Source organism: Metapseudomonas resinovorans DSM 21078, from assembly GCF_000423545.1.
GTDB classification, from domain to species: Bacteria; Pseudomonadota; Gammaproteobacteria; order Pseudomonadales; family Pseudomonadaceae; genus Metapseudomonas; species Metapseudomonas resinovorans.
This window is the reverse complement of record NZ_KE384034.1, coordinates 6991-33856: the sequence shown is the minus strand read 5'-3', so window position 1 is coordinate 33856 and position 26866 is coordinate 6991. Positions and strand designations below refer to the sequence as shown.

The window sequence follows — 26866 nt, the reverse complement described above, 5'->3', positions numbered from 1 at the left end:
CCGTGGCTCAGTTGTTGTACAGATCGATGATCGCGCTGACCGCGTGGGCCTTCGCCTTGGACGCGTCGTTGCGCGCCTGCTCGATCTTGTTCAGGTAATGCTCGTCGACATCACCCGTGATGTACTTGCCGTCGAACACCGCGCAGTCGAAGTGGTCGATCTTCACCTTGCCACCACCAACAGCGTCGATCAGGTCCGGCAGGTCCTGGTAGACCAGCCAATCGGCGCCGATCAGCTCAGCCACTTCCTCGGTGGACCGATTGTGGGCGATCAGCTCGTGCGCGCTGGGCATGTCGATGCCGTAGACGTTCGGGTAGCGCACCGCCGGGGCCGCCGAGCAGAAATAGACATTCTTGGCGCCGGCTTCGCGGGCCATCTGGATAATCTGCTTGCAGGTGGTGCCGCGCACGATGGAGTCGTCCACCAGCATCACGTTCTTGCCGCGAAATTCCAGTTCGATGGCATTGAGTTTCTGGCGCACGGATTTCTTGCGCGCAGCCTGGCCCGGCATGATGAAGGTACGGCCGATGTAGCGGTTCTTCACGAAGCCTTCACGGAACTTCACGCCCAGGTGGTTGGCGAGTTCCAGGGCCGCGGTGCGGCTGGTGTCCGGGATTGGGATCACCACATCGATGTCGTGGTCGGGGCGCTCGCGCTGGATCTTCTCGGCCAGCTTCTCCCCCATGCGCAGTCGTGCCTTGTAGACGGAGATACCGTCCATGATCGAGTCCGGGCGCGCCAGGTAAACGTGCTCGAAAATGCAGGGAGCGTATTGCGGGTCGGCAGCGCACTGACGGGTGAACAGCTTGCCTTCTTCGGTGATGTACACCGCTTCGCCCGGCGCCAGGTCACGAATCAGGGTGAAACCCAATACGTCCAGGGCAACGCTCTCGGAGGCGATCATGTACTCGACACCTTCGTCGGTATGACGCTGGCCGAACACGATCGGGCGGATGGCATGGGGATCACGGAAGCCGACGATGCCGTAGCCGGTGATCATGGCCACCACGGCGTAACCACCCTTGCAGCGCGCGTGCACGCCGGAAACCGCGGCGAAAACGTCTTCCTCGGTGGGCTGCAGCTTGCCGCGGTGGGCCAGTTCGTGGGCGAACACGTTGAGCAGCACTTCCGAGTCGGAATTGGTGTTCACGTGACGCAGATCGGACTCGTAGATTTCCTTGGCCAGTTGCTCGACGTTGGTCAGGTTGCCGTTGTGCGCCAGGGTAATGCCGTAAGGCGAGTTGACGTAGAACGGCTGTGCCTCGGCGGAGCTGGAAGAGCCAGCGGTGGGATAGCGCACGTGGCCGATCCCCATGCTGCCAACCAGGCGCTGCATATGGCGCTGCTGGAAGACGTCACGGACGAGGCCGTTGTCCTTGCGCAAGAAGAGCCGGCCGTCATGGCTGGTCACAATACCGGCAGCGTCCTGGCCGCGATGCTGAAGCACGGTAAGCGCGTCATACAGCGCCTGATTGACGTTCGACTTACCGACGATACCGACGATGCCACACATGTGACGCAACCCCTGCTAGTAGTTCAGGCTAATCAATAGCCCGTCCAGGCCGTTTGGGCGCGGGCGGGCATGCTTCCGGGTGCGACGAATCAGCTGGGTGAGCTGATTCCGCTCGCGAGCCACTGACTGGTGAAGCCCAGAATGAGGTTCTTCGACCAATCGGCAACCATTAGAAAATGCGGCAACAGCGTGGATTGCTGCCACCAGGGATCCTGCTGCACCGGTGCCAGGCTGAGCAGGCCGACCAGTAGCACCACCAGCAACGCGCCACGAGCGGCGCCGAAGGCCATGCCCAGAACACGATCGGTGCCGTCCATACCGGTAACCCTGACCAACTCGCCGATCAGGAAATTGATCAAGGCGCCCACCAGCAAGGTGGCGACGAAGAGAATGGCGCATGCGGCGATGATGCGCGCCGATGGCATTTCGATGAATTCTGTGAGGTGCAGCGACAGGGCGCCGCCGAACGTCCAGGCGACTACGCCTGCGACAATCCATGTGAGCAGTGAGAGAGCCTCCTTGACGAAGCCCCGACTCAAACTGACCAGACTGGAAACGGCGATGATGGCGATGATCGTCCAATCGACCCAGGTAAATGCCACAGTGCAGCCCACAAACTGAAAAGGCGCTGCATTTTAGCAGAGCCCTTCAGCTCCGGTAACCCGCGGATCAGAAAGGGCTTAATTATCCTGCTCTATCAGCCTTTTTCAGGCTGGAAACGGACGATGAATCCATTCAATTTCTGCTGACGGGCGAGCTGGTCACGCAAGCGATTGGCCTCGGCACGCTCGATCACCGGCCCGACGAAGACCCGATTCATGCCTTCGACGCTGCGGATATAGGCGTTGTAGCCCTGAGTACGCAGGTTCTTCTGCAAATTCTCGGCACTGCTTCGACTCGACAAGCTGGCGAGTTGGATCGACCAACTTACCGGCAGGCCATTGACGTCGAGACGCTTCTCTTCGCTCTTGACCTGGGCCACAGCCGGCGCCGGGCTTGGTGCTGGCGTCTTTGCCTGCACTTGTGGCTGCGCGGGCGCGGGCGCGGGCGCGGGCGCGGCAGGGACAGCAGGTGGGGCGGGCGCTACCGGGGCAACGTCCTGAGCCGCTGACACATCCGAGGCGAGCGCATCGCCAGTTGGCTCCAGCGGCGGGACCGGCTCCTGGGGCAGAGCCTGGGGCTCAGGCACCTGAACCTGTTCCAACTCCACCGGCGGCATGTCCGGCGCCTTGGGCATGGGCGGCGCCTCGACCACGACCTGACGCAGCTCATCCTCGCGACTGAACAACATGGGCAGGAAGATCACCGCCAGCGCCACCAGCACCAATGCGCCGACGATACGTTGCTTGAGTCCCTTGTCCAATACAGCCATTTCCCCTAGTCCCCCGTTGCGTGGCTTTCCAGCCAGCTCAGAGCCTCAGCCACGCTGTAAAACGATCCAAACACCAGAATCTCGTCGTCCGGTGTCGCCTGCTCACACTGCGATTCAAGTGCTGCGGCGATATTTTCGTGGACACTGACGCTTGCGTGAAGGTTCGTCAATGCCGCCTGCAGTTCGGATGCTGGACGACTGCGCGGTGTCGGCAACGGCGCCACCGCCCAATGGCTCAAGCGCGCCGCCAGAGGGCCGATGACGCCAGGGAGATCCTTGTCAGCAAGGAGCCCGAACACCGCCAGTCGACGACCGGCGACGGGGCGCGCAGCCAAACGTGCAGAGAGGTACTCGGCCGCATGAGGGTTGTGGCCGACATCGAGCAACAGGGAAACCCGCTTGCCGCCCCAGTCGACATAGCGGCGATCCAAGCGTCCAGTGACCTTGGTACCCAACAGCGCAGCTTCCAGGACTTCCGGCTGCCAAGGCATACCCAGCAGTGCATAGGCCTGGAGCGCCAGGGCAGCGTTCTCCATGGGCAGATCGAGCAAAGGAAGGTCGTGCAGTTCCAGCACCTGACCAGACGCGCACGCGCCCCGCCAATGCCAGCCCCCATCGCCAATTGCCAGATCGAAGTCACGCCCCCGCAGGAACAGCGGCGCTGGCAGCGCATTTGCCTGCTCCAGCAGCGGCTGCGGTGGGTTCAGGTCGCCGCAGAGGGCTGGTTTGCCGGCACGGAAGATACCCGCCTTCTCGAAGGCCACGCTCTCCCGGGTGTCACCGAGCCAATCGGCGTGGTCCAGGCCAATGCTGGTTACCAGCGCCAGGTCAGCATCCACCAGATTGACGGCATCCAGGCGGCCGCCCAGGCCAACCTCCAGCACTAGGGCGTCCAGACCCGCACGCTGGAACAGCCAGAAGGCTGCCAGGGTACCCATCTCGAAATAGGTGAGGGAAATATCGCCACGCGCCGCGTCGACAGCGGCAAAGGCATCGCAGAGCGCCTGGTCAGAAGCCTCCTGACCGTTCAGCAGCACTCGCTCGTTGTAGCGCAGCAGGTGCGGCGAACTGTATACGCCGACCCCCAGCCCCTGGGCGCGCAGCAGCGCGGCCAGGAATGCACAGGTGGAACCCTTGCCGTTGGTGCCAGTGACCGTAATCACCTTGGGCGCCAACTGGCTCAGACCGAGCCGATTGGCAACTTCACGGCTGCGCTCCAACCCCATGTCAATTGCCGTGGGGTGAAGCTGCTCAAGGTACGAAAGCCAGTCGGCAAGGGTTCTCTGGGTCATGCGATAGCCGGGGAAGGTAGGCGCTGCATCTGCGCCAGCAGCCGACCAAGGCGCTCTCGCAGTTCCGCGCGGGGAATGATCATGTCAATGGCGCCGTGCTCCAGCAGGAACTCGCTGCGCTGGAAGCCTTCCGGCAGTTTCTCGCGCACGGTTTGCTCGATCACACGCGGACCGGCGAAGCCGATCAGGGCGCGCGGCTCACCGACGATCACATCGCCGAGCATTGCCAGGCTGGCGGAAACACCGCCGTAGACCGGGTCGGTCAGCACGGAAATGAAGGGAATGCCCTCTTCGCGCAGACGGGCCAGGGCCGCAGAGGTTTTGGCCATTTGCATCAGGGAGATCAGGGCTTCCTGCATACGGGCGCCGCCGGAGGCGGAGAAGCAGACCAGCGGGCAGCGCTGCTCCAAGGCAACGTTTGCGGCGCGTACGAAGCGCTCGCCGACGATGGCACCCATGGAGCCGCCCATGAAAGAGAACTCGAAGGCGCAGGCCACGATCGGCATCTTGTGCAGGGTGCCGCGCATGGAGATGAGCGCATCCTTCTCACCGGTGTCCTTCTGTGCGGCTACCAGGCGGTCCTTGTACTTCTTGCTGTCACGGAACTTGAGGCGGTCCACCGGCTCCAGATCGGCGCCGATTTCTTCACGGCCTTCCGGATCAAGGAAGATATCCAGGCGCGCGCGCGCACCAATACGCATGTGGTGGTTGCATTTCGGGCAGACGTCCAGCGTCTTTTCCAGTTCGGGCTTGTAAAGCACCGCGTCGCACGACGGGCACTTGTGCCAGAGGCCTTCCGGGACCGAGCTCTTCTTCACCTCGGAACGCATGATCGAAGGGATCAGTTTGTCTACCAGCCAGTTGCTCATGCTCTAGTTCTCCACAGCTTTCAGGCCCGAACACGCGCTAGCGGTTCATAGCCCCGCGCATGCCCTTGAGCGAATTCATGGTTGCGACCCCGGCGCGCATGATGTGCCCGGGTATCACCCTGGCGATGGCCTTGCCACCGCTCTCGTAAAAAACAGGCCCGATCGACGCAGCCTTGCCACGCGACCCGACAGGCTTCTCCTGCCTGGGCAACTCGCTTATGGACGGCAGCGAAACGCCGTCCGTCACATATGCAGGAGACGCGCCAGCGGACGAGTACGCGAAAGTATCCACAATGTGCATTTCAGGCTCGTGCCTGCTGGATGAAGGCTTGAATCTTCGCAGCGTCCTTGATGCCCTTGCCGGCCTCAACGCCACCACTCACATCAACGGCATAGGGGCGCACCTGACGAACCGCCTCACCGACGTTCTCAGGGGTCAAGCCACCCGCCAGGATCAAAGGCTTTGCCGCATCCTGGGGCACCAGGCTCCAGTCGAAGGCTTCACCGGTGCCACCGGGAGTCCCTTGCACAAACGTGTCGAGAAGGATGCCGGACGCCTCGGGATAGCAGGAGATAGCCGCGGTGATGTCGTCACCCGGCTTGACTCGTAGAGCCTTGATGTAGGGTCGGCCGTAACCGGCACAGGCCTCGGGACTTTCATCGCCATGGAACTGCAGCAGATCCAGCGGGACCTCGGCCAGTACCTGCGTCAGCTCCGCCCGCGGCATGTCGACGAAGAGCCCGACAGTGGTCACGAAAGGCGGCAGCGCAGCGACGATGGCTCTGGCCTGGGCCGGAGTCACCGCTCGCGGGCTCTTCGCGTAGAACACAAAACCTATGGCATCGGCCCCGGCAGCGACGGCAGCCAGGGCGTCATCGATTCGAGTAATACCGCAGATTTTGATGCGAACGGCTGACAAGATGCAGGCACCTGAAGACTAAAGACCGAGGATGTTAGCAAAGGCCAGACGCAGCGTCAGCACACCGTTTCCGGCAGACCGGAAAGAAAGTGCGGGCCCAGGTAACGCTGAGGCAGCTCGAACTCTTCCGGGTATTCGACCTGCACCAGATAGAGCCCATAGGGATGCGCGGTTACACCTCCCTCGCGGCGAATGCGGCCTTCCAGCACCTGCCTGGCCCACTCGACAGGCCGTTCCCCGGCACCAATGGTCATCAGCACTCCGGAGATGTTGCGCACCATGTGGTGAAGGAATGCGCTGGCACGGATATCGAGCACGATCAGGCGGCCATGCTCGATCAGTTCCAGGTGATGCACGGTCTTGATGGGCGACTTCGCCTGACACTGCCTGGCACGGAAGGCACTGAAATCATGAGTCCCGACCAGGCAACGAGCCGCCTCGCGCATCCGCTCGAAATCCAGCGGCCGATGGTTCCAGGTCACTTCCTCGGCCATGTGAGCCGGACGAATCGGGTCGTTGTAGATCACATAGCGATAACGCCGAGCCATCGCACTGAAGCGGGCATCGAAAGCCCTGGGCATTTCCTTGGCCCAGGTGACGCTGATATCGCCAGGCAAATTCATGTTCGCGCCCATGACCCAGGCATGCATCGAACGCACCACCGGCGTATCGAAGTGCACTACCTGGCCGCTGGCATGCACCATGGCATCGGTTCGGCCGGCACATGACAGCGTCACGGGCGCTCCGCCTGCGACCCGGCTCAGTGCCGTTTCGAGGGACTCCTGGATCGAAGGCACGCCAGCGCGCTGGCGTTGGAAGCCACGGTAGCGGGAGCCTTTGTACTCAACACCGAGGGCGATTCTGTAAATGCCAGCGGCAGCCGAAGAGGCTGCCGCTGCGGGTACTGCTTGAGTCATCTATCAGCTGAGACGTGCGATCAGTTCGCGCGCTTCCTGTTGCTGGGTGTCATTCCCCTCGGACATTACCTCGTCGAGGATGTCGCGAGCACCTTCGGTGTCACCCATGTCGATATAGGCGCGAGCCAGGTCCAGTTTGGTCGCAGTTTCGTCGGTACCGGAGAGGAAGTCGAAATCGTCTTCCTCTTCCAGACCCAGGTTCGATACGTCGTCTTCCAGCACAGCAACCGGCTCGGGCTCTGGCGCCTGCTGCAGGCTGTCGGAGAGCTGATCCAGCTCGGCGGTCACTTCGTCCAGCTGAGCAGCGAAGCTGTCGTTATCCGCCAGCGGTTCGGCAGTCGGCTCCTCAGGCAGGGAGAGGTCGAAGTCAGCCGGCAGGTCAAGCAGGCCAGCGCTCGCTTCTTCCACCGCCGACACAGGCTCTTCAGCGGCCAGGGGCGAATCGAGGTCGCCGTCCAGGCTAAGCAGGAACTCATCCTCATCGGCGCTCTTCGGCTCAGCTGCGGGCTCCAGATCGAGGCTGAAATCAGCCAGGTCGTCGCTGAGCTCCAGGCTCTCCTCGCCGGTCAGAAGCTCGTCACTGCCGCCGATATCCAGATCGAAATCCAGGTCGCTCTCGACCTTGGCCGGCGTAGCAGGAGCGTCGAACTCCAGATCGTCCAGACTCAACTCATTGGTCGGAGCGGCGGCCGGCTGAATGCTGGCCGGCTTCTCGTCCGCCAGGTCGAAATCCAGATCGGAGCCCAGATCATCCAGGCTCAGGTCGAATGCGTCATCCAGATCGCCACCAACGTTTGCCGGAGCAGTCGCTGGGTCGTCATCCAGGGTCAGGTCATCAAGGCTGAAGCTGTCGAGATCATCGGCAGCAGCCAGACCCGCGGCTGCGGTCGCGGCAACCGCGGCGACTGCCATAGCCGGGTACTTGCCTTTCAGTTGCTCGATCTCGCCGGCCGCCCCGCCAATTTCGCGGAGTTCACCTTCCTGGCGCGCGAAGCCTTCACGATCACCCAGCTCGGCATAGACCTCCATCAGTTTCAGACGGAGATCGCTGCGGTGAGGTTCGTCGTTGATGGCGTTCTGCAGCAGTTCAGCAGCCTGGTTGAAGCGGCCGTAGGCGATATAGATGTCGGCTTCGCTGATCACATCGCCGGTCTGCGCGGTGACACGCTCTTGCGCCTTGGCCGGAGCCGCTTCCGGCACATCAGCAACAGCGGAGTCCAGCTCAGGGCTGTCGAAGGCAGCGAAGCTGTCATCCTTCAGATCGAGATCGCTGCCAAAGCTGTTTTCATCGTCCTGTGCGGCGAGACCGTTCTGCAACTCGGCCTCTTTCAGCGCGTTGCGGCGCGACAGCACCATCAGCAGCACCAGCAGGGCTACGAGGGCGCTACCGCCAGCCAGCAGGAGAAGCATTGGGTTTGCCAGCACGTCATCAATGATGCTGGACTGCGGCGGCTCGACCACCGGCGCGGCCGGAGCGGTCTGTACCGGCTTGGCCGGAGCGGCGGGTTTGGCTGGCTCTGCCGGCTTGGCGGGCTGCGTGGCGACCGGCGCCGCGGGCTGGGCGGGAGCAGCCGGCTGGGCCTGGACCGGGGCGGCAGGTTGAGCAGCGGCCGGAGCAGGCGCAGCAGCGCCAGGGGCCGCGGGAGTAGCAGGTGCTGCGGCAGCCGGGACAGGTGCAGGTGCAGCCGGTTGGGCAGGCGCAGCTGCAGCCGGAGCCGGCTGGGCAGGCGCAGTTGCGGGTTTGGCCGGCTGAACGGGAGCAGCGGCTACCGGAGCGGCTGGCGCCTGCTTGCCTTGGCCGGCCATATCAGCCTGCAGCTTGGCAAGCTGGTCGTCTTTGAGCTGGATCAGGCGCTGCAGCTTATCCATCTGGCTCTGCAGATCGGTCATGCGCCCTTTGAGTTCTTCGTTCTCGCGACGGGTCGAGTCCAGGCTTTCCTGAGTCACGGCCAGCTTGTCGCTGAGCGCCTTGCTTTCACCGTTGGCGCCCTTGTCGCTGCCGCTGGAAGCCTTGCCGCTGGCGGCCGACACCAGTCGCAGATTGTCCTGGGTATCGACCTTCTCGGGCGCGGCACCGGCGTTACTGCGCTTGGTGGCGTCAAGCTGGCGCTTGCCCTCCCCTGCCAGGCTACGGCCCTCACGCCAGGCGGTGTTCTGCGCCTGGACCTGGGCGATGGCCTCGGCCTGGGTGCGACTGGCGATCTGCTGCTCATCGGGCAAACGCAGCACCTGGCCACTCTTCAGCCGATTGATGTTGCCATCGACGAAGGCATCCGGGTTCAGGTCCTGGATGGCCAGCATGGCCTGATGCACCGAGCCACTGGCGCGGCTGCGCTCGGCAATTTCCCAGAGCGTGTCACTAGACGTGGTGCGGTACTGGTCAGTTGGTGCCTTGGGCGCCGGGGCCGGAGTCGGGGTCGGTGCACTTGGGCGCGGCGCAGCGGCAGCCGCCGGAGCGGTACGGACCGGCGCAGGTGTCGGGGCGACCACAGGGCGCGGCGCCGGAGCCGGCGCGGCTACGGGAATCTTCGGCGCAGCAGCGGCGGCGGCCTGGGGCGAATAAAGCGGCGGATCGAGGAGCAGCGTGTATTCACGCAGCAGACGGCCATTGGGCCAGAGCACCTCGACCAGGAAATTCAGATAGGGTTCGCGGACCGGCTTGCTGGAAGTCACCCGGATAACGCTGCGGCCGTTAGGCTTGATCACCGGTGTGAACTTGAGGTCCTGCAGGAAATACTGGCGATCGACGCCTGCCTTGGAGAACTCCTCGGCTGCCGCCAAATTCGGCTTGACTTCGGCCGAGGCCAGGTCACGCACCTCAAGCAGCTCGATCTCCGCATCCAGGGGCTGGTTCAAGGAAGAACGCAGGGTGACTTCCCCGAGCCCGAGAGCGTTGGCGACGCCCGAAGTCAGCGCGGATGCAGCCGCGATTGCCAGCACAAGTTTGCGAACCCGAACCATAGAGTGATTCCCTTGTTTTATCTTTTTTCCCGCCGAGCGAGAGGAGGGTCTTAAGTCGCTGCCTGCGCACGCCGGAACGGCGGCTCCCCATCAACGATAAGGCCAAGCCAGTATTGTCAAGCTAGAATATTTCTACAAATTTTCAGGTAAGTATCTTTGACAGATAGTGTTTTATCAACAACTCGGCCGACTGCACAGCATTGAGCGCAGCGCCTTTTCTTGCATTATCAGAAGCAATCCACAAATTGAGTTCGCAAGGGTCATCCACCCCGCCGCGAACCCGTCCTACGTATACCGAATCCTGCCCTACTGCGTCGCCGACAGCGGTCGGATAGTCGCCCTCTTCTTCCACCAATTCGACACCCGGCGCCTGACCCAGACGTTCACGCACAGCAGTCAGATCCAGTTGCTGTTCGGCCACCACTGAGACAGCCAGGCTGTCACCGAAGAAGACCGGGGCCAATGCGCATGTAGCGGCGACACGCAGGCCAGGCTCGCCGAGCAACTGCTTGATCTCACTCACCAGGCGCCGCTCCAGGGCGATGTGCCCCTGGGCATCCGGCGCACCGGCTTGGGCCAGGATATTGAAGGCGATCTGGCGATCGAAGAAGCGCGGCTCCAGCGGACGCGCATTCAGCAACTCCGCAGTCTGGCGAGCCAGTTCGGTGACACCTTCGCGACCGCGACTGGAAACGGCAAGACTTGCCATCACGCTGAGACGCTGCGGCTTTAGCAAGTCCTTGAGCGGCGCCAGCACGCACGCAAGGGCAACCGCTGAGGCGCTGGGACTGGTCAGCTGGTAAGGCGCAGACAGCCCGGCGAGCAGTTCCGGATTGGCTTCCGGTACCAAGCTTGGGGCTTCCAGGGGGTCAAGGGCGCCGGACAGATCGATCAGCGAGCAGCCAACGGCGCGCGCACGTGGAACAAAACTGCGGGTCACCACCTCGCCAGCAGCAAAGAACGCCAGACGGACCTGGGAAAAATCAAAATCGGCGACGTCGCGCACTCGCAGATTGCGTCCCTTGAATGGCACAGAAGCACCGGCGGATTCGCCACTGGCAAGCAGATGAAGGTTGCCGACTGGGAATTCCCGCTCCTCAAGGAGCTGGACGAGGGTTTCACCAACGGTGCCGGTGGCGCCGATGATGGCGATGTCGAGGGACTGGCTCATGGGGAACTACTTATGGCGATGCGGGGAGCGGCACTGTAACTGCCACCCCGCATGCAAGCAATCGAGGGGCTGGGGTTACCGACGAGCCTCATCGGCACCCCAAGAGACCATCAACGCTCCAGCAGGATACGCAGCATCCGGCGCAGCGGCTCGGCGGCACCCCAGAGCAGCTGGTCACCGACGGTGAAGGCACCGAGGTACTGCGAACCCATATTGAGCTTGCGCAGACGGCCGACCGGAACGCTGAGGGTGCCGGTCACGGCAGTCGGGGTCAGCTCGCGCATGCTGACTTCACGCTGGTTCGGCACCAGCTTCACCCAAGGGTTGTGCTGGCTGATCATGCCTTCGATGTCCGCGATCGGCACATCTTTGTTCAGCTTGATGGTCAGCGCCTGGCTGTGGCAACGCATGGCGCCGATGCGCACGCAGATGCCATCGACCGGGATCGGGCTCTTGAAGCGACCGAGAATCTTGTTGGTCTCGGCCTGGCCTTTCCATTCTTCGCGGCTCTGGCCATTAGGCAGTTCCTTGTCGATCCAGGGGATCAGGCTACCAGCCAGGGGTACACCGAAGTTCTCGGCGGGGAAATCTTCGCCGCGCATGGCCTCAGCCACCTTGCGGTCGATATCGAGGATGGCGCTGGACGGATTGGCCAGGTCATCGGCAACGGCACCGTTGATCGCGCCCATCTGCTTGATTAGTTCGCGCATGTTCTGCGCGCCGGCACCGGAGGCCGCCTGGTAGGTCATGGCACTCATCCACTCGACCAGACCGGCTTCGAACAGGCCGCCAAGCGCCATCAGCATCAGGCTGACGGTGCAGTTGCCACCGATGTAGTTCTTGGTGCCGGCATCCAGCTGCTGGTCGATAACCTTGCGATTCACCGGATCGAGAACGATCACCGCGTCATCCTGCATGCGCAGGCTGGACGCGGCATCGATCCAGTAGCCTTGCCAACCGGCTTCGCGCAGCTTGGGGAACACCTCATTGGTGTAGTCGCCACCTTGGCAGGTCAGGATCACATCGAGGCTCTTCAGCTCGTCGATGCTATAGGCGTCCTTCAGCGGGGCAATATCCTTGCCGACCGCGGGACCCTGGCCACCGACGTTGGAAGTGGTGAAGAACACCGGCTCGATCAGGTCGAAATCCCGCTCTTCCAGCATTCGCTGCATGAGCACGGAACCCACCATGCCGCGCCAACCGATCAGACCTACACGCTTCATGACAACTACACCTTTCTTGAAAAAGTGGTCCGCTGGACTGCCAGCGGGCCGGACAGATTACAGATTCCGCAGTGCTGCTACCACTGCATCGCCCATCTCACGAGTACCGACCTTGGTCGCACCGGCGGAGAAGATATCGCCGGTCCGCAGCCCCTGATCCAGCACCAGGCTGACGGCCTTCTCGATGGCGTCGGCGGCAGCTGTCTGGTTGAAGCTGTAGCGGAGCATCATCGATACGGAGAGTATGGTCGCCAGCGGGTTGGCGATGCCCTGGCCGGCGATGTCCGGCGCCGAGCCATGGCAGGGTTCGTACATGCCTTTGTTGTTCGAATCCAACGAGGCAGAAGGCAGCATGCCGATGGAACCGGTGAGCATGGAAGCCTCATCCGACAGGATGTCGCCGAACATGTTGTCGGTAACCATCACGTCGAATTGCTTGGGGGCCCGTACCAGCTGCATGGCGGCATTGTCGACGTACATGTGACTGAGTTCGACGTCCGGATAATCCTTGGCCACTTCTTCCACGACTTCGCGCCACAGCTGGCTGGACGCCAGGACGTTGGCCTTGTCCACCGAGCACAGCTTCTTGTTGCGCACGCGCGCCATATCAAAGCCGACACGGGCGATGCGGCGAATCTCGCTTTCGCTGTACGGCAGGGTGTCGTAGGCCTGACGCTCGCCATTTTCCAGCACGCGCTGCTCGCGTGGCTGGCCGAAATAGATGCCGCCGGTCAGCTCACGAACAATGAGGATATCCAGACCCGCGACCACTTCCGGCTTGAGGCTGGAGGCTTCGGCCAGTTGCGGATAGAGGATGGCCGGACGCAAGTTGGCGAACAGCCCCAGCTGCGAACGGATCTTCAGCAGACCACGCTCCGGACGGATGTCACGCTCGATCTTGTCCCACTTCGGGCCGCCCACGGCGCCCAGCAGCACGGCATCGGCCTTGCGCGCACGCTCCAGGGTCTCGTCGGCCAGTGGCACCCCGTGCTTGTCGATGGCGGCACCACCGATGACGTCCTCAGTCAGTTCGAAACCGAGCTGGAACTTGTCATTGGCCAGCTCCAGCACCTTGACGGCCTCGGCCATGATCTCCGGGCCAATGCCGTCACCGGGGAGAATCAGAATCTGCTTGCTCATGCTTTCCTCTCGTTGGGCGCTCTCCGCGCCATGCAATTCGTTCTAGCGTTCGGCCCAGAGCACCAGGACATCCGTACTGAAGGAGCCGTCAGCGGCAATCTCGAAATAATCGCGAACCTCGTTTCCGACGGCCTGCTGCAGCGCCAGGATCGCGTCGCGGAACACCACCGGCGTCCGCATACGCTCGATCCACGAGGCGAACTCCAGATGCAACCGCTGGCGCGCATGACTGCGGGGCCGCAACCCCGCCTCGGCCACCTGGCACAGCCACTCGGCAGGCGAGTAATTGCGCACATGGCTGGTATCACGCAGCACTTCCACCGCTTGCAGGTGGGTATCCAGCAGCGCTTTCCCTGGTGACGCGACATCGATGAAGGCCGCCACGCCACCCGGCTTCAGGACTCGACGCACTTCGCGCAGGGCCAGGCCAAGGTCACTCCAGTGGTGCGCCGAATAGCGACTGAAGACGAAGTCGAAGCTGCCATCGGCAAAGGGCAGCGACTCGGCCGCGCCCTGTTGAGTCACTACATTGCCGTGCCCACGCTGGGCGGCGGCGCTCGCAACAACATCGAGCATCTGCTCGGACAGGTCGTAAGCCACCACTTCACCCACCAGCGGCGCAACCTGGAAGGCCACGTGTCCGGCGCCACAACCGAGATCGAGGACGCGGGCATCGCCGCGCCCCGCTACCTCGGCCTGCAGTTGGGCAAATTCCGTGCCCTGGGCATGCACGGCACTGCTCAGATAGGCGCTGGCCTGTTCGCCGAACTGGCGCTGGACCACCTGCTCATGGGCTTTGTCGCTCACGTCATCCTCCAGTGTACGGTTCAGGCGTCGCGGAACAACCACGGATTGCCCTGGCGGTGCTTGCCTTCGAAGACCTTGATCGCTTCAGCGTCCTGCAGGGTCAGGCCGATATCGTCCAGGCCATTGAGCAGGCAATGCTTGCGGAACGCGTCCACTTCGAAGCTGTACTGCTTGCCGTCCGGACGGGTCACGGTCTGCGCGGCCAGGTCGACCGTCAGCTGATAGCCCTCGGTGGACTCGCACTGCTGGAAGAGTTCGTCGACTTCCTCATCTTTCAGGATGATCGGCAGAAGGCCGTTCTTGAAGCTGTTGTTGAAGAAGATGTCGGCGTAGCTCGGCGCGATGATGGCGCGGAAGCCGTACTCGTCCAGCGCCCAGGGCGCGTGCTCACGGGAGGAGCCACAGCCGAAGTTCTCGCGGGCCAGGAGCACGCTGGCGCCCTGGTAGCGTGGGAAGTTCAGCACGAAATCCTTGTTCACCGGACGTGTGGAGTTGTCCTGGTTCGGCTGGCCGACATCCAGGTAGCGCCACTCGTCGAACAGATTGGGGCCAAAGCCCGAACGCTTGATCGACTTGAGGAATTGCTTGGGAATGATCTGGTCGGTGTCGACGTTGGCGCGATCCAGCGGAGCGACGAGACCGGTGTGTTGGGTAAAGGCTTTCATCTCGACTCTCCTTCCTTACTTGAGCAGCTCGCGAACATCGACGAAACGACCGGTCACCGCAGCGGCGGCGGCCATGGCCGGGCTGACCAGGTGGGTACGACCACCAGCGCCCTGACGGCCTTCGAAGTTGCGGTTGGAGGTGGACGCGCAGTGCTCGCCGCTCTCCAGGCGATCCGGGTTCATGGCCAGGCACATGGAGCAGCCCGGCTCACGCCATTCGAAGCCCGCTTCAATGAAGATCTTGTCCAGGCCTTCCTGTTCAGCCTGCTGCTTGACCAGGCCCGAGCCCGGCACGACCAGCGCCTGCTTGACGGTGGCAGCGACCTTGCGACCCTTGGCCACTTCGGCGGCGGCACGCAGGTCTTCGATGCGCGAATTGGTGCAGGAACCAATGAACACGCGATCCAGCTGGATATCGGTAATGGCCTGGTTGGCGGCAAGCCCCATGTACTTCAGGGCGCGCTCGATGGAGCCACGCTTGACCGGATCAGCTTCTGCGGCCGGGTCCGGCACACGCTGATCGACCGGCAACACCATCTCGGGCGACGTGCCCCAGCTCACCTGCGGCTTGATGTCTTCGGCGCGCAGTTCGACAACGGTGTCGAAATGCGCGTCGGCATCGGACACCAGATCACGCCAGGCGACTACGGCCTTGTCCCAGTCGGCGCCCTTGGGAGCGAAGGGGCGGCCTTCGACGTAGGCGATAGTCTTTTCGTCCACAGCCACCAGACCGACGCGGGCACCCGCTTCGATGGACATGTTGCAAATGGTCATGCGGCCTTCGACGGAGAGATCGCGAATGGCGCTGCCGGCGAACTCCAGGGCATGACCGTTGCCGCCGGCAGTGCCGATCTTGCCGATCACGGCGAGCACGATGTCCTTGGCGGTGACGCCAGAAGGCAGTTTGCCCTCCACGCGCACTTGCATGTTCTTCATCTTCTTCGCCACCAGGCACTGGGTCGCCAGCACATGCTCGACCTCGGAGGTGCCGATGCCGTGGGCCAGTGCGCCGAAAGCGCCGTGGGTGGAGGTATGGGAGTCGCCGCAGACCACGGTCATGCCCGGGAGGGTGGCGCCCTGCTCCGGACCGACCACATGGACGATACCCTGGCGTATATCGTTCATCTTGAACTCGAGGATGCCGAAGTCATCACAGTTCTCGTCCAGGGTCTTGACCTGGATGCGCGAAACCTCGTCGGCGATGGCTTCGAGGCCGCCCTGGCGCTCGGCGCGAGTAGTCGGCACGTTATGGTCCGGGGTGGCGATGTTGGCATCGATGCGCCACGGCTTGCGACCCGCCAGACGCAGCCCTTCGAAGGCCTGCGGCGAGGTCACTTCGTGAAGGATGTGACGGTCGATGTAGATCAGCGACGAACCATCGTCGCGGCGCTTCACCTCGTGAGCATCCCAGAGCTTGTCGTAGAGCGTCTTGCCGGCCATCGTCAGGTCCTCATCAGCTTGCTTCTGTGCGCAGGGGTCGTAAGCCCCTTTTGCTTGTGGGGACGATCGTAGGGGCTTGCATCGAATAACTCAAATTCATATTTTTTATTTAAAGCATTCCATCGAGGAATGCGGATACTACCGGCGCCAGCAACCCACGGAGTCCAGATATGGATTTGGCCAGCCTCAATGCTTTCATCGCCATCGCCGAAACCGGCAGCTTCTCCGAAGCAGGAGAGCGGCTGCACCTGACGCAACCCGCGGTCAGCAAGCGCATTGCCTCGCTGGAGCAGCAACTCAGCGTGCGCCTGTTCGACCGCCTCGGCCGCGAAGTCAGCCTGACCGAAGCCGGCCGTGCCCTGCTCCCCCGCGCTTACCAGATCCTCAACGTGCTGGACGATACCCGCCGCGCCCTGAGCAACCTCTCCGGCGACATCAGCGGCCGCCTGACTCTGGCCACCAGCCATCACATCGGCCTGCATCGCCTGCCACCGCTGCTGCGCGCCTTTACCCGCGCTTATCCGCAGGTCGCCCTGGACATCCAGTTCCTCGACTCGGAAGTGGCCTATGAGGAAATCCTCCACGGTCGCGTGGAGCTGGCGGTGATCACCCTGGCACCGGAAACCGCGCTGCCGGTCCAGGCGGTGCCGGTGTGGAACGACCCGCTGGACTTCGTTGCCGCGCCGGAACACCCCCTGGCCCGTGACAAGACCATCTTCCTTCCCGATGTGGCGCGGCACCCGGCGGTGTTCCCCGGCGGCAACACCTTCACCCACCACATCGTCCGCCGCATGTTCGAAGCGGAGGGCCTGATGCCGAACATCGCGATGAGCACCAACTACATGGAGACCATCAAGATGATGGTCTCCATCGGCATTGCCTGGAGCGTGCTGCCGCGTACCATGCTTGACGACTCCGTGGTGCGTCTGCCCCTGCAGGACATCCAGCTGTCACGCCAGCTGGGCTACATCCTGCACACCGAGCGCACCCTCTCCAACGCCGCCAAAGCCTTCATGGCGCTGCTCGACGCACAGCGCGACAACCTTGCGTACCTGTAAGGGCAAAGGCTAAGTTGAGCCGCACACCATAAGAACAGGGTCGGGAAGGCACGAGGAACCACTCGCCGTTCACCGACCCGAACATCTGCCCTATCGTCGGTAAGGGGCGCGCATGCGCAAAGCCAGTGACCCGAGTCCCCCGTTCCCCCATATCCCTGCCCTCGACCCCGCGGCCTTCGAGCAATCCTGGCAAGACGCCTCCAGCCTGTTGGCCGCGCTGAACGGCGCCCGACTGGGCGCCTGGTCCTGGGATATCGATTCCGGCCGGGTCAGTTGGTCCCGTGGTGCCCAGGCCTTGTTCGGCCTCGATCCGCATCGGCCGCTCAGCGAACCGGTGGATTACGTCCAGTTGATCCCCGAAGACGATCGCGGCGAGGTGCTGCGCCTGTTCCAGGAAGTGCTCGAAGGCCGACAGGCCGAACGCGCCATGCGCCACCGTATCCGCTGGCCCGATGGCAGCCTGCACTGGCTCGAGATCAGCGGCAGCCTGCAACCCCTGACTGACGGCAAGCGGCGGATGATCGGCGTGATCCGCGACGTCACCCAGCAGCAGAAACGCGCCCAGGACCTGATCAACTCCAAGCAGCGCTACTCCAGCCTGTTTCACCTGAGTCCGGACGTCGTGCTACTGGTCCGACTGACCGACAGCCTGATCGTCGAGGCCAACCAGCATTTCGAGGCTGTGCTGGGCTGGCCGGCCGCCGAAACCATCGGTCGCACCACCCTGGAACTGGGTTTCTGGGAGGACTTGAGCCAACGCGAGTGGCTGCACCGCAATGCCCGCGCCAGCAACGCGCCGATTTCCCAGGAAGTCAGGCTGCGCGCCCGCCACGGCGGCATCCTCGACGGTGTGCTCTCCAGCCAGTACATCGAACTGGAGGGCCAGCCCTACCTGATCAGCACCTTCCTCGACACCACCGAGCGCAAACGTGCCGAAAACGCCCTGCGCATCAGCGAGGAAAAGTTCGCCAAGGCCTTCCGCAGTACGCCCGAAGCCGTGGTGATCACCGATCGCACCAGCGGCCGCTTCCTGGAGATCAATACCGGCTTCGAACGCCAATTCGGTTGGAGCCAGGGCGAAACCATCGGTCACAGCTCTCTGGAACTGGGCATCTGGGAAGACCCGGCGCAACGCCAGGAGATGCTCGACACCCTGCAACGCCACGGTCGCCTCGACGAACTCGAGGTAAACCTGAAGCGCCGCGATGGCAGCCGCGCCATCTGCCTGCTCTACGGCGAGGAGATCGAGCTGGACGGCCGCACCTGCCTGGTGCTGACGGTTCGCGACGTCACCCGCCAACGCGCCCAGGAACAGGCCCTGAAGGACAGCCAGGAGCGCTTAAACCTGGCCCTGGAATCGGCCGACCTCGGCACCTGGGACTGGCACATCGCCCATGGCACGCTCTACGGATCTGCCCGCGCCTCGGCCTTGCACGGTCTGGCCAAGGAACCCTTCGAAGGCGAGTTTCGCGACTTCTTCATCTGCGTACCGGATGAAGACCAGCAAAGCATGCGGCGCGCTTACCAGGAGCTGCTGGAGGGTCGCAGCAACGAGTACCAGGTGACCTACCGCACACGCTTCAGCAACGGTGAAGTGCACTACCTGGAAAGCACCGCCAAGCTTTATCGCGACGACCTGGGCCGCCCCCTGCGCATGACCGGCATCCTCATGGATATCAGCGAGCGGGTTCGCCGCGAACAGCGTCTGGCGGCGTCGGAGGAGAAGTTCGTCACCCTGTTCCAGGCCAGCCCCGACCCTATCTGCGTCTCGCGCATCCGCGACGGCGTGTTCATCGAGATCAACCCGAGCTTCAGCGATGTGTTCGGCTGGCAACCCGAGCAGATCGTCGGCCTCAGTGCTCCAGCGATCCAGTTCTGGGCCGATCCCGAACAGCGCTCGAGACGGTTCAGTGAACTGCTGCGCGACCAGGGCCTGGACAACGTCGAAGCCCGCTTTCTGACCCGCGACGGCCGCCTGCTGACCTGCGTGGTGTCGAGCCGCTTCATTCGCGTCGAACGCCAGCTCTGCATCACCACCACCTTCCGCGACATCACCGCGCGCCAGCAAGCCGAGGCGGCGCTCAAGGCCAGTCAGGAAAAGTTCGCCAAGGCGTTCCACTCCAGCCCCGACGCGATCACCATCACCGAACGCGACACCGGCCGTTACATCGAGGTCAATGAAGGCTTCAGTCGGCTGACCGGCTACCGCGCCGACGAAGTGCTGGGGCGCACGGCCGGCGAGATGAACATCTGGGCGCGACCCACCGAACGCGATCATATGCTCGACCTGCTCAAGCGCAATGGCCGCGTGCACCATCTGGAGATGCTCGGCCAACACCGCGACGGCAGCCAGAAGGTAGTGGAAGTCTCGGTGGAGCAGATCGAGCTTGACGGCACGCCCTGCCTGCTCCTTACCGCGCGGGACATCAGCGCGCTCAAGGACGCCCAAGCGCAAATCCAGCACCTGGCTTATCACGACCCGCTGACAAACCTGCCCAACCGCGCATTGCTGACCGATCGCCTGACCCAGCAGATCGCCCTTCTGCAGCGCCACAACATGCGCGGCGCCCTGCTCTTCCTCGACCTCGACCACTTCAAACACATCAACGACTCGCTCGGTCACCCCCTCGGCGATGCGGTTTTGAAGATGGTAACCGCCCGCCTGGAAGCCAGCGTGAGACTGGAAGACACCGTGGCGCGCCTTGGCGGTGACGAATTCGTGGTGCTGCTGACCGGTCTCGAAGGCAAGCGTTCTGAAGTGACACGCCAGGTACGGGAGATCGCCGACAAGCTCCGCAAACTGCTGGCTGAACCCATGCTGCTCGACGGGCACCGCCTGCAGGTTACCCCCAGCATCGGCATCGCCCTGATTCCGGATCACGGCGCCAGCCCCGCGGACCTGCTGAAGCGCGCCGACATCGCCCTCTATCGCGCCAAGGATTCCGGGCGCAACGCCATCCAGATCTTCCGCAGCACCATGCAGGCAGCGGCCAGTGAGCGCCTGCGCCTGGAGAACGACCTGCGCCTGGCATTGGCCCGCGGCGAGTTCGAACTGCATTTCCAGCCCCAGGTGGATGCGCGCAACAATCGGGTGGTGGGGGCCGAAGCCCTGCTCCGCTGGCAACACCCGACCCTGGGCCCACAATCCCCCGGCCAGTTCATCCAGGTACTGGAGGAAAGCGGCCTGATCCTGGAAGTGGGCGCCTGGGTGCTGGACGAAGCCTGCAACGCCTGCGAACAGCTGGTGGCCGAACGGCTGGTCGATCCCCGCGACTTCAGCCTGTGCGTGAACATCAGCCCCCGGCAGTTTCGCCAAAGCGATTTCGTCGAGCGGGTCGAGCGCAGCCTGCAACGCAGCCAGCTACCCGCCCAGTTGCTGAAACTGGAGGTCACCGAGGGCATCGTCATCCAGAACATCGAGGACACCATCGGCAAGATGCGCCGCCTGAAGAAGCTGGGCACGAGTTTCGCCATGGATGACTTCGGTACAGGCTATTCGTCCCTGACCTATCTCAAGCGCTTGCCGGTGGATGCGCTGAAGATCGACCAATCCTTCGTCCGCGATGCCACCCAGGACCCGAACGACGCGGAGATCATTCGCGCCATCGTCGCCATGGCCCGCAGCCTGGGCCTGGAGATAATTGCCGAGGGCGTGGAGCGCAGCGAACAACTGGCCTTCCTCGAGCAGCAGGGCTGCCACCTTTACCAAGGCTACCTGTATAGCAAGCCCGTACCGCTTTCGGAGTTCCGCGCACTGCTGGCCCACAGCGCACAGCGGCCGGCGCCGCTCTGAAGCAAGAAAAAGGGCGCCCGCGGGCGCCCTCTTCTTTTCCCGTGTAGTCGGGAGATCAGTTTTCCAGCACTGCGCGATGGCCGTTGATCGGGATACGCTTGGCCTTGGCTTCTTCGGGCACCACACGCACCAGGTCGATGTTCAGCAGGCCGCTCTGTAAGGCGGCAGCCTTGACCTCGATGTGGTCGGCCAGGCGGAAGGACAGCTTGAAGGCACGCTGGGCGATGCCGTGGTGCAGATAGGTCACCGATTCGTCGCTCTTCTCGCGTTTGCCGCCACTGACGGTCAGCACACCGCGCTCCACCTGGAGCTCCAGGTCTTCTTCCTGGAAGCCGGCTACCGCGATGACGATGCGGTACTGGTCATCGCCATGCTTCTCGACGTTGTAGGGCGGATAGGTGCTGCCACTCTCATTGCGCAGGGCAGATTCGAACAGGTCGTTGAAACGGTCGAAGCCCACGGAATGACGGAACAGCGGGGCCAGGGAAAAAGCAGTGCTCATGTTGATCTCCTGAGTAATCAGCAAGTGTTTCGACTGCGAGACCCGACTTCGGCATCCCGCAGTACCCTAGATAGGGACGCCCAAAAGCATTTCAAGCCCCAGAGGAAACGCCATGCAGAAAGTCATGCTCATCACCGGTGCCAGCCGCGGCATCGGCGCCGCCACTGCCCGGCTCGCTACCCAACGCGGCTACGCCCTGGGAATCAATTATCGGCAGCAGCGGGAAGCCGCTGAAGCGCTGGTGCATGAAATCGAGGCCGCTGGCGGCCGCGCCCTTGCCCTGTGCGCGGATGTAGGCGATGAGGCACAGGTACTGGCGATGTTTGAACTCATGGACCGAGAGTTCGGGCGGCTGGATGTGCTGGTGAACAACGCCGGGATGCTGGAGCGCCAGATGCGCCTGGAAGACATGGACGCGGCACGTTTCGAACGAGTGCTACGGGCCAACGTGATCGGCAGCTTTCTCTGCGCGCGGGAGGCCATCAAGCGCATGTCCACTCGCCATGGCGGCCAGGGCGGCGCCATCGTCAACCTGTCCTCCATCGCCGGGCGTATCGGCGCACCCAATGAGTACATCGACTATGCGGCGGCCAAAGGCGCCATCGACAGCATGACCCTGGGCCTGGCCAAGGAGCTGGCAGCCGAAGGGATTCGCGTCAACGCAGTCCGCCCCGGCGTGATCCGCACGGAAATCCACGCCAGCGGCGGCGAACCTGATCGGGTCGAGCGCGTTCGCCAGGCAGTCCCCATGGGGCGCGGCGGCGAAGCGGAAGAAGTGGCCAGCGCGATTCTCTGGCTGGCCAGCGACGAGGCTTCCTATACCAGTGGCGCCCTGCTGGACGTAGCCGGCGGGCGCTAAGCGTCAGCCTGCCTCGGCCCACTCCCGGCGGAGATCGGGCACCCCGAGCCATGCGTCGATCCGCTCGCAATCGTTCTCGCGGCGCACCTCAGCGAACAGCGCCACCGCCTCGGGGTAACTGCGGGTGAGCATGCCCAGCCATTGCTTCAGGCGTCCCGGCGCATAGCGCGGTGCCAGCTTGCGGCGAGCCTGACGCCAGAATTCCTGCAGCATGGGCTGGAGTTCTTCCCAGGTCATTTCCCGCACCGCCTCGCCCGCCCGCGCGGCGGCGATCTGCCGAGCCAGGTCGGGACGCGACACCAGGCCGCGACCCAACATGATGTCCTCCACCCCACTCACCTCGCGGCAGCGGCGCCAGTCATCCAGGGTCCAGACCTCGCCATTGGCGAACACCGGAACCCTGACCGCTTCCTGCACCCTGGCCACCCACTCCCAGTGTGCTGGCGGCTTGTAGCCTTCGGCCTTGGTACGGGCATGCACCACGATCTGCTCAGCCCCGCCCTCGGCAAGAGCGCGGGCACAATCCAGCGCGCCGTCCGGGCTGTCGAAGCCGAGGCGCATCTTCGCCGTCACCGGAATCTCCGTCGGTACGGAGCGGCGTACCTCGCGGACGATCGCATGAAGCAGTTCCGGCTCCTTGAGCAGCACGGCGCCGCCACGCGACTTGTTAACCGTCTTGGCCGGGCAACCAAAGTTGAGGTCGATGACCGGCGCCCCCAGTGCACAGGCGAACGCGGCGTTATCGCCCAGGCAAACCGGATCGGAGCCCAGCAACTGCACACGCATGGGCGTGCCGGCGCGGGTACGCGCGCCTTGGGCCAGCTCGGGGGCCAACTTCTCGAAGGTGCTGGGCGCCAGCAGGCGATCGCACACCCGGATGAATTCGGTCACGCACCAGTCGATGCCACCGACACGGGTCAGCACATCGCGAAGGATTTCGTCGACCAGCCCCTCCATGGGGGCCAGGGCGATTTGCATGGATGGCAGGCTCACAGGATAAAAGGCGCGTAGTTTACGCAGCAGGACGGACGGCGAATATCCCACGGAGCATCCGACTGGACTGGTGGTCGAAACTCCACCTATTCAGCGCAGGAGAACTGCCCGGATGAACTCGCTCGTCCCCGTCCTTGCCGCACTTACGTTGGCCGCCACTGCGGTATTCGCCGCGAGCGAGGCGATCATGTCGCCCGCTCGGCAGCCGACGCCGGACGCCATCGGCGAGCTGCTGATCAGCCGTGACGAGGACGCCCCGAATGCCTGCGACATCGACCTTTACGTGCAGAACGAGCTGGTGGCGCAGATAGCGCCCGGCCAGTCAGTGAGCATTCCGGTGCCGGCCGGCGAAATCACCCTGCGGGTGGCGCAGAAAGGTTCAGGTTACTGCGCCGGGCAGTACGCAGGCAGCGCGCAGTCGACCATCATCCTGCCCGGCGAAATCCGCCATTTGCGCATCGTGCAGAGCCAGCACGAGGTGTTTCTGGCACCAGCGGCCGACTGAGGCTCAGAGCTCAAGCGGGAATGGCGGCTGCAGCGCCCGCCCATAACCTTCGACGAATTCCGTCGGCATGCGCTTGGGCCTGCCGCTGGAGAGCTCGATACAGACGAAGGTGGTCTTGGCCCTCAACAAGGTGGTGCCATCATCCGGCCGTACCAGTTGGAAGAGGCGATCCATCTTCAGGCGCTGGTCCGACTCTACGATCCAGGTGGCCATCTGCAGTTCCTGATCCTCGTAAGCCGCGGCCAGGTAGTCGATTTCGTGACGCAACACCGCCATGGCCCGGTCCAGCCGACGATACTCGGCGAGGTCCAGACCCAGGCTCTGCGAGTGACGCCAGGCGCAGCGCTCCAGCCAGCTGACGTAGACGGCGTTATTGGCATGACCGAGGCCGTCGATGTCATCGGCACCGACCTTGATATCAATGACGAAGGGGTTGGGCATGTCCCAGCTCATGAGTTGAGCTCCACGCTGCTGGCCAGTTCACGGGCTTCGCTGGCCAGTTGAGTGATCTGATCCCATGCGCGGGCGCGGATCAGGCTGGACGGCGCGATCCAGGTGCCGCCGACGCAGGCCACGTTTGGCAGGCGCAGAAAGCTGAGCAGGTTGTCCGGAGTCACCCCGCCGGTGGGGCAGAAACGGATGCCAGTGAAAGGGCCTTTGAGGCTTTTCAGCATTTTCACGCTGCCGCTGCCATCGGCTGGGAAGAGCTTCAGCGAGCGGTAGCCATACTCCAGCGCCAACAGCACTTCTGAGGGTGTCATCACGCCGGGCAGGTACGGCAGACCGGAGTCCTCGGCGGCTGCTGCGAGGCGTTCGGTACAGCCGGGGCTGACGGCAAAATGCGCCCCGGCATCACGCGCCTCGATGAATTGTTCGGTATGGATCAGGGTGCCGGCGCCCACGAGCAGGTCCGGGAATTCCTTGCGGATCGCCGCCAGTGCATCCAGCGCACGCGGCGTGCGCAAGGTTACCTCCAGCACCTCGACGCCACCCGCACTCAGCGCCCCCGCGAGATCCAGGGCCAGCCCGGTATCCTCGATCACCAGCACAGGCAGAACCGGGCGCGCCCGCTGCAATACCACATCCATCGTCAGGCTCATGTCAGCTCTCCACATCGCAAAGTTCCCAGGCCGGTGCCAAAGGCGATCACGCCGGGCCGGTGAACGTTGGAAGTAGAGCACTGACGACAGGTCACCTGCCAGCCCTGTCTTGACTCAGCGCACAGCCTCTGCCGCAGTCCGAGGCTCACGAACCTGCGCCAGCAGCCCAAGGACAGCGCTGACCAGGCGAGCATCTGCCAGCAGGCGCTGGTGACCACCTTGCTCCAGCCGCAGCAACTGGCTGTCGAACCAGGCGTCGTGGATGACCTGGGCGTCACTGGCCGGCACCAGCGGGTCATCCTCGGCATGCACAACCAGGCCCGGGATATCCAGCTGGTAGCGCTGTACATCCAGGTGCGCCGCGGGAATCCCCGCATGGTTTTCCACCTGACTGACGAAATGCGCCCGGGCCTTCGGCGGCAGCCCCATGAATCGGGCGAAACTGCGTAGCGGTCCAAGAATGCGGCTGGGGGCGGAAATGCTTACCAAGGCCCTGGCGCGCAACCCCATCTGGCTGGCCAGCAAGGCGCTTGCACCGCCCATGGAATGACCGATCACCGCGTGCAGCGGAGGCAGCTCGCCAGCAGCCTCCAGCAAAGCGCGCGCGAAGAGCACCACATTGGCTTCGTGCCCCGGGGAGTGGCCATGGGCCGGACCATCCAGCGCCACCACACCGTAGCCTTCAGCGACCAGGGCCTCAATCAGGCTGGCGAACTGGGTAGGGCGCCCTTCCCAGCCGTGCATCAGCAGTACGGTCGGACCGCTCCCCCAACGCAGGGCGGACAGACCAAAGCGCAGGGTGATTCGCTCGGAGCTTCCGAGCAACGGCATCTCCCACTCCCGCGGCGGCAGGTTGCGCGGCGTCATGAACTGGCGACGCATACGGCGGGCGACCATTTGTGGCGCCACACGACCCAGCGTGGCGTGGACTCCCCTGATCAGGCTCAGATTGTTCATGATTCGGCTCCTCAGATAACTGCCGACTTGGCGGCACGCAGTATTCGGTCAGACAGATCGCCAGCCCCCAACGCGCGCGCCAGGGCCAGGCCACCCACCATCAAGGCAAGGTCCGCAAGGGCTTTGTCGGCTTCTTCGGGGCGGTCGCACATTTCGGCACTCAGCACCTCCAGATGCTCCGCTAGCAACGTCCGGTAGGCCTCTGGCAATTGCGGCAGCGCACCCAGTGAACTGGGCAACGGACAGCCGGAGTGAGTGGCATCACGGTGCTTGCGGGACAGGTAGAAACTGGCAGCCAACGCGCGGCGCTCCTCCCCTGGCAACGATGAGTCGAGCAAAGCCATCAAATCCCGCCGCCTGCGCAGCAGTTGCTCGAAGACTTCCAGCATCAGCGCATCTTTGCTGGCGAAGTGGGCGTAGAAGCCCCCCACCGTGAGCCCGGCGGCACTCATCACATCAGCCACACCGGGCTCCTGCGGGCCGCGCTGCAACATGGCCGAAGCGGCTGCCTGCAGGATGCGTTCTCGGGTCTGGGCTTTCTTCTCGCTCATGTCAGCCTCCACTTGAATTACACGCATAATATTATGTGCGTAATTCAAATTGGCAAGACACTTGCCTCACCGTTCGTCGGCCTGAAGGAATCGTGGGAGCTTTTTTGAAAGCCGGAAAAACAAAAGGGCCATCCCAAACTGGAATGACCCTCGAAAAGCCCGCAGAGCGGGAAACTTGAAAGTGGCGTCCCCTAGGGGACTCGAACCCCTGTTACCGCCGTGAAAGGGCGGTGTCCTAGGCCACTAGACGAAGGGGAC

Annotated in this window: 24 protein-coding genes and 1 tRNA gene; 4 read left to right on the top strand and 21 right to left on the bottom strand. The window is 63.4% G+C overall.

The window, feature by feature from the left end:
* Positions 1–7: 7 nt before the first annotated feature.
* The 14 genes from purF to leuC form a co-directional block, all read right to left on the bottom strand.
* Positions 8–1513 carry an amidophosphoribosyltransferase gene (gene purF, locus G559_RS0127625; RefSeq protein WP_028631333.1) on the bottom strand — a complete coding sequence of 502 codons (1506 nt, stop codon included), beginning with the start codon at positions 1511–1513 and terminating at the stop codon, positions 8–10.
* Between the two features lie 89 nt (positions 1514–1602).
* On the bottom strand, positions 1603–2115 hold the full coding sequence (locus tag G559_RS0127620) for a CvpA family protein (protein ID WP_028631332.1): 513 nt from the start codon (positions 2113–2115) through the stop codon (positions 1603–1605).
* Positions 2116–2210: 95 nt separating this feature from the next.
* Positions 2211–2885 (bottom strand): SPOR domain-containing protein, encoded by a 675-nt coding sequence (locus G559_RS29460; RefSeq protein WP_036997960.1) that lies wholly within the window; start codon positions 2883–2885, stop codon positions 2211–2213.
* Positions 2886–2890: 5 nt separating this feature from the next.
* Positions 2891–4177 (bottom strand): bifunctional tetrahydrofolate synthase/dihydrofolate synthase, encoded by a 1287-nt coding sequence (gene folC / locus G559_RS0127605; RefSeq protein ID WP_028631330.1) that lies wholly within the window; start codon positions 4175–4177, stop codon positions 2891–2893.
* Positions 4174–5046, bottom strand: coding sequence for an acetyl-CoA carboxylase, carboxyltransferase subunit beta (gene accD / locus G559_RS0127600; protein ID WP_028631329.1), 873 nt, complete (start codon positions 5044–5046; stop codon positions 4174–4176). The genes folC and accD overlap by 4 nt, the downstream gene beginning before the upstream one ends.
* Before the next feature lie 302 nt (positions 5047–5348).
* On the bottom strand, positions 5349–5966 hold the full coding sequence (locus G559_RS0127590) for a phosphoribosylanthranilate isomerase (RefSeq protein ID WP_028631327.1): 618 nt from the start codon (positions 5964–5966) through the stop codon (positions 5349–5351).
* 56 nt (positions 5967–6022) lie between these two features.
* On the bottom strand, positions 6023–6883 hold the full coding sequence (truA, locus tag G559_RS0127585) for a tRNA pseudouridine(38-40) synthase TruA (RefSeq protein WP_028631326.1): 861 nt from the start codon (positions 6881–6883) through the stop codon (positions 6023–6025).
* Positions 6884–6886: 3 nt separating this feature from the next.
* Positions 6887–9844 (bottom strand): FimV/HubP family polar landmark protein, encoded by a 2958-nt coding sequence (locus G559_RS0127580; RefSeq protein ID WP_028631325.1) that lies wholly within the window; start codon positions 9842–9844, stop codon positions 6887–6889.
* A gap of 142 nt (positions 9845–9986) precedes the next feature.
* Complete coding sequence (locus tag G559_RS0127575; RefSeq protein ID WP_028631324.1) at positions 9987–11015, bottom strand: aspartate-semialdehyde dehydrogenase; 1029 nt, start codon at positions 11013–11015, stop codon at positions 9987–9989.
* A 110-nt stretch (positions 11016–11125) separates the two neighbouring features.
* A complete protein-coding gene (asd, locus tag G559_RS0127570; RefSeq protein ID WP_028631323.1) occupies positions 11126–12238 on the bottom strand; it encodes an aspartate-semialdehyde dehydrogenase in 1113 nt (370 codons plus the stop codon).
* A 57-nt stretch (positions 12239–12295) separates the two neighbouring features.
* On the bottom strand, positions 12296–13378 hold the full coding sequence (leuB, locus tag G559_RS0127565) for a 3-isopropylmalate dehydrogenase (protein ID WP_028631322.1): 1083 nt from the start codon (positions 13376–13378) through the stop codon (positions 12296–12298).
* A 42-nt stretch (positions 13379–13420) separates the two neighbouring features.
* On the bottom strand, positions 13421–14185 hold the full coding sequence (locus G559_RS0127560; protein WP_028631321.1) for a class I SAM-dependent methyltransferase: 765 nt from the start codon (positions 14183–14185) through the stop codon (positions 13421–13423).
* A gap of 20 nt (positions 14186–14205) precedes the next feature.
* Positions 14206–14850, bottom strand: coding sequence for a 3-isopropylmalate dehydratase small subunit (leuD, locus tag G559_RS0127555; protein WP_028631320.1), 645 nt, complete (start codon positions 14848–14850; stop codon positions 14206–14208).
* 15 nt (positions 14851–14865) lie between these two features.
* Positions 14866–16290, bottom strand: a complete 1425-nt coding sequence (gene leuC / locus G559_RS0127550; protein WP_028631319.1) for a 3-isopropylmalate dehydratase large subunit — start codon at positions 16288–16290, stop codon at positions 14866–14868.
* Positions 16291–16460: 170 nt separating this feature from the next.
* On the opposite strand from leuC, the gene G559_RS0127545 reads away from it, so the two are divergent.
* Both G559_RS0127545 and G559_RS29455 read left to right on the top strand, forming a co-directional pair.
* Positions 16461–17348 (top strand): LysR family transcriptional regulator, encoded by an 888-nt coding sequence (locus G559_RS0127545; protein WP_028631318.1) that lies wholly within the window; start codon positions 16461–16463, stop codon positions 17346–17348.
* Between the two features lie 112 nt (positions 17349–17460).
* A complete protein-coding gene (locus G559_RS29455; RefSeq protein ID WP_036997959.1) occupies positions 17461–21141 on the top strand; it encodes a sensor domain-containing protein in 3681 nt (1226 codons plus the stop codon).
* Between the two features lie 55 nt (positions 21142–21196).
* Here the strand turns inward: G559_RS29455 and G559_RS0127535 are convergent, their stop codons facing one another.
* Positions 21197–21643: an Hsp20 family protein gene (locus G559_RS0127535; protein WP_028631317.1), complete on the bottom strand. Its 447-nt coding sequence runs from the start codon at positions 21641–21643 to the stop codon at positions 21197–21199.
* 112 nt (positions 21644–21755) lie between these two features.
* Between G559_RS0127535 and G559_RS0127530 the strand changes: the two genes are divergently transcribed.
* The gene (locus G559_RS0127530; protein ID WP_028631316.1) at positions 21756–22502 is read left to right on the top strand and encodes an SDR family oxidoreductase; all 747 of its coding nucleotides are present in this window, start codon (positions 21756–21758) and stop codon (positions 22500–22502) included.
* Between the two features lie 3 nt (positions 22503–22505).
* Here the strand turns inward: G559_RS0127530 and G559_RS0127525 are convergent, their stop codons facing one another.
* Positions 22506–23480 carry a tRNA dihydrouridine synthase gene (locus G559_RS0127525; RefSeq protein WP_028631315.1) on the bottom strand — a complete coding sequence of 325 codons (975 nt, stop codon included), beginning with the start codon at positions 23478–23480 and terminating at the stop codon, positions 22506–22508.
* A gap of 127 nt (positions 23481–23607) precedes the next feature.
* Between G559_RS0127525 and G559_RS29450 the strand changes: the two genes are divergently transcribed.
* Entirely contained in the window at positions 23608–24000 is a 393-nt protein-coding gene (locus G559_RS29450) for a hypothetical protein (protein WP_051246943.1), read from the top strand.
* A gap of 3 nt (positions 24001–24003) precedes the next feature.
* Here the strand turns inward: G559_RS29450 and G559_RS0127515 are convergent, their stop codons facing one another.
* The 5 genes from G559_RS0127515 to G559_RS0127495 all read right to left on the bottom strand — a co-directional run bounded on the left by G559_RS0127515 (position 24004) and on the right by G559_RS0127495 (position 26866).
* Positions 24004–24453 (bottom strand): acyl-CoA thioesterase, encoded by a 450-nt coding sequence (locus G559_RS0127515; RefSeq protein ID WP_028631314.1) that lies wholly within the window; start codon positions 24451–24453, stop codon positions 24004–24006.
* A complete protein-coding gene (locus tag G559_RS0127510; RefSeq protein WP_028631313.1) occupies positions 24450–25100 on the bottom strand; it encodes a bifunctional 4-hydroxy-2-oxoglutarate aldolase/2-dehydro-3-deoxy-phosphogluconate aldolase in 651 nt (216 codons plus the stop codon). The genes G559_RS0127515 and G559_RS0127510 overlap by 4 nt, the downstream gene beginning before the upstream one ends.
* Before the next feature lie 114 nt (positions 25101–25214).
* Positions 25215–26057 (bottom strand): alpha/beta hydrolase, encoded by an 843-nt coding sequence (locus tag G559_RS0127505; protein WP_028631312.1) that lies wholly within the window; start codon positions 26055–26057, stop codon positions 25215–25217.
* Positions 26058–26068: 11 nt separating this feature from the next.
* Complete coding sequence (locus G559_RS0127500; protein WP_028631311.1) at positions 26069–26608, bottom strand: TetR/AcrR family transcriptional regulator; 540 nt, start codon at positions 26606–26608, stop codon at positions 26069–26071.
* Positions 26609–26790: 182 nt separating this feature from the next.
* Positions 26791–26866, bottom strand: a tRNA-Glu gene (locus G559_RS0127495).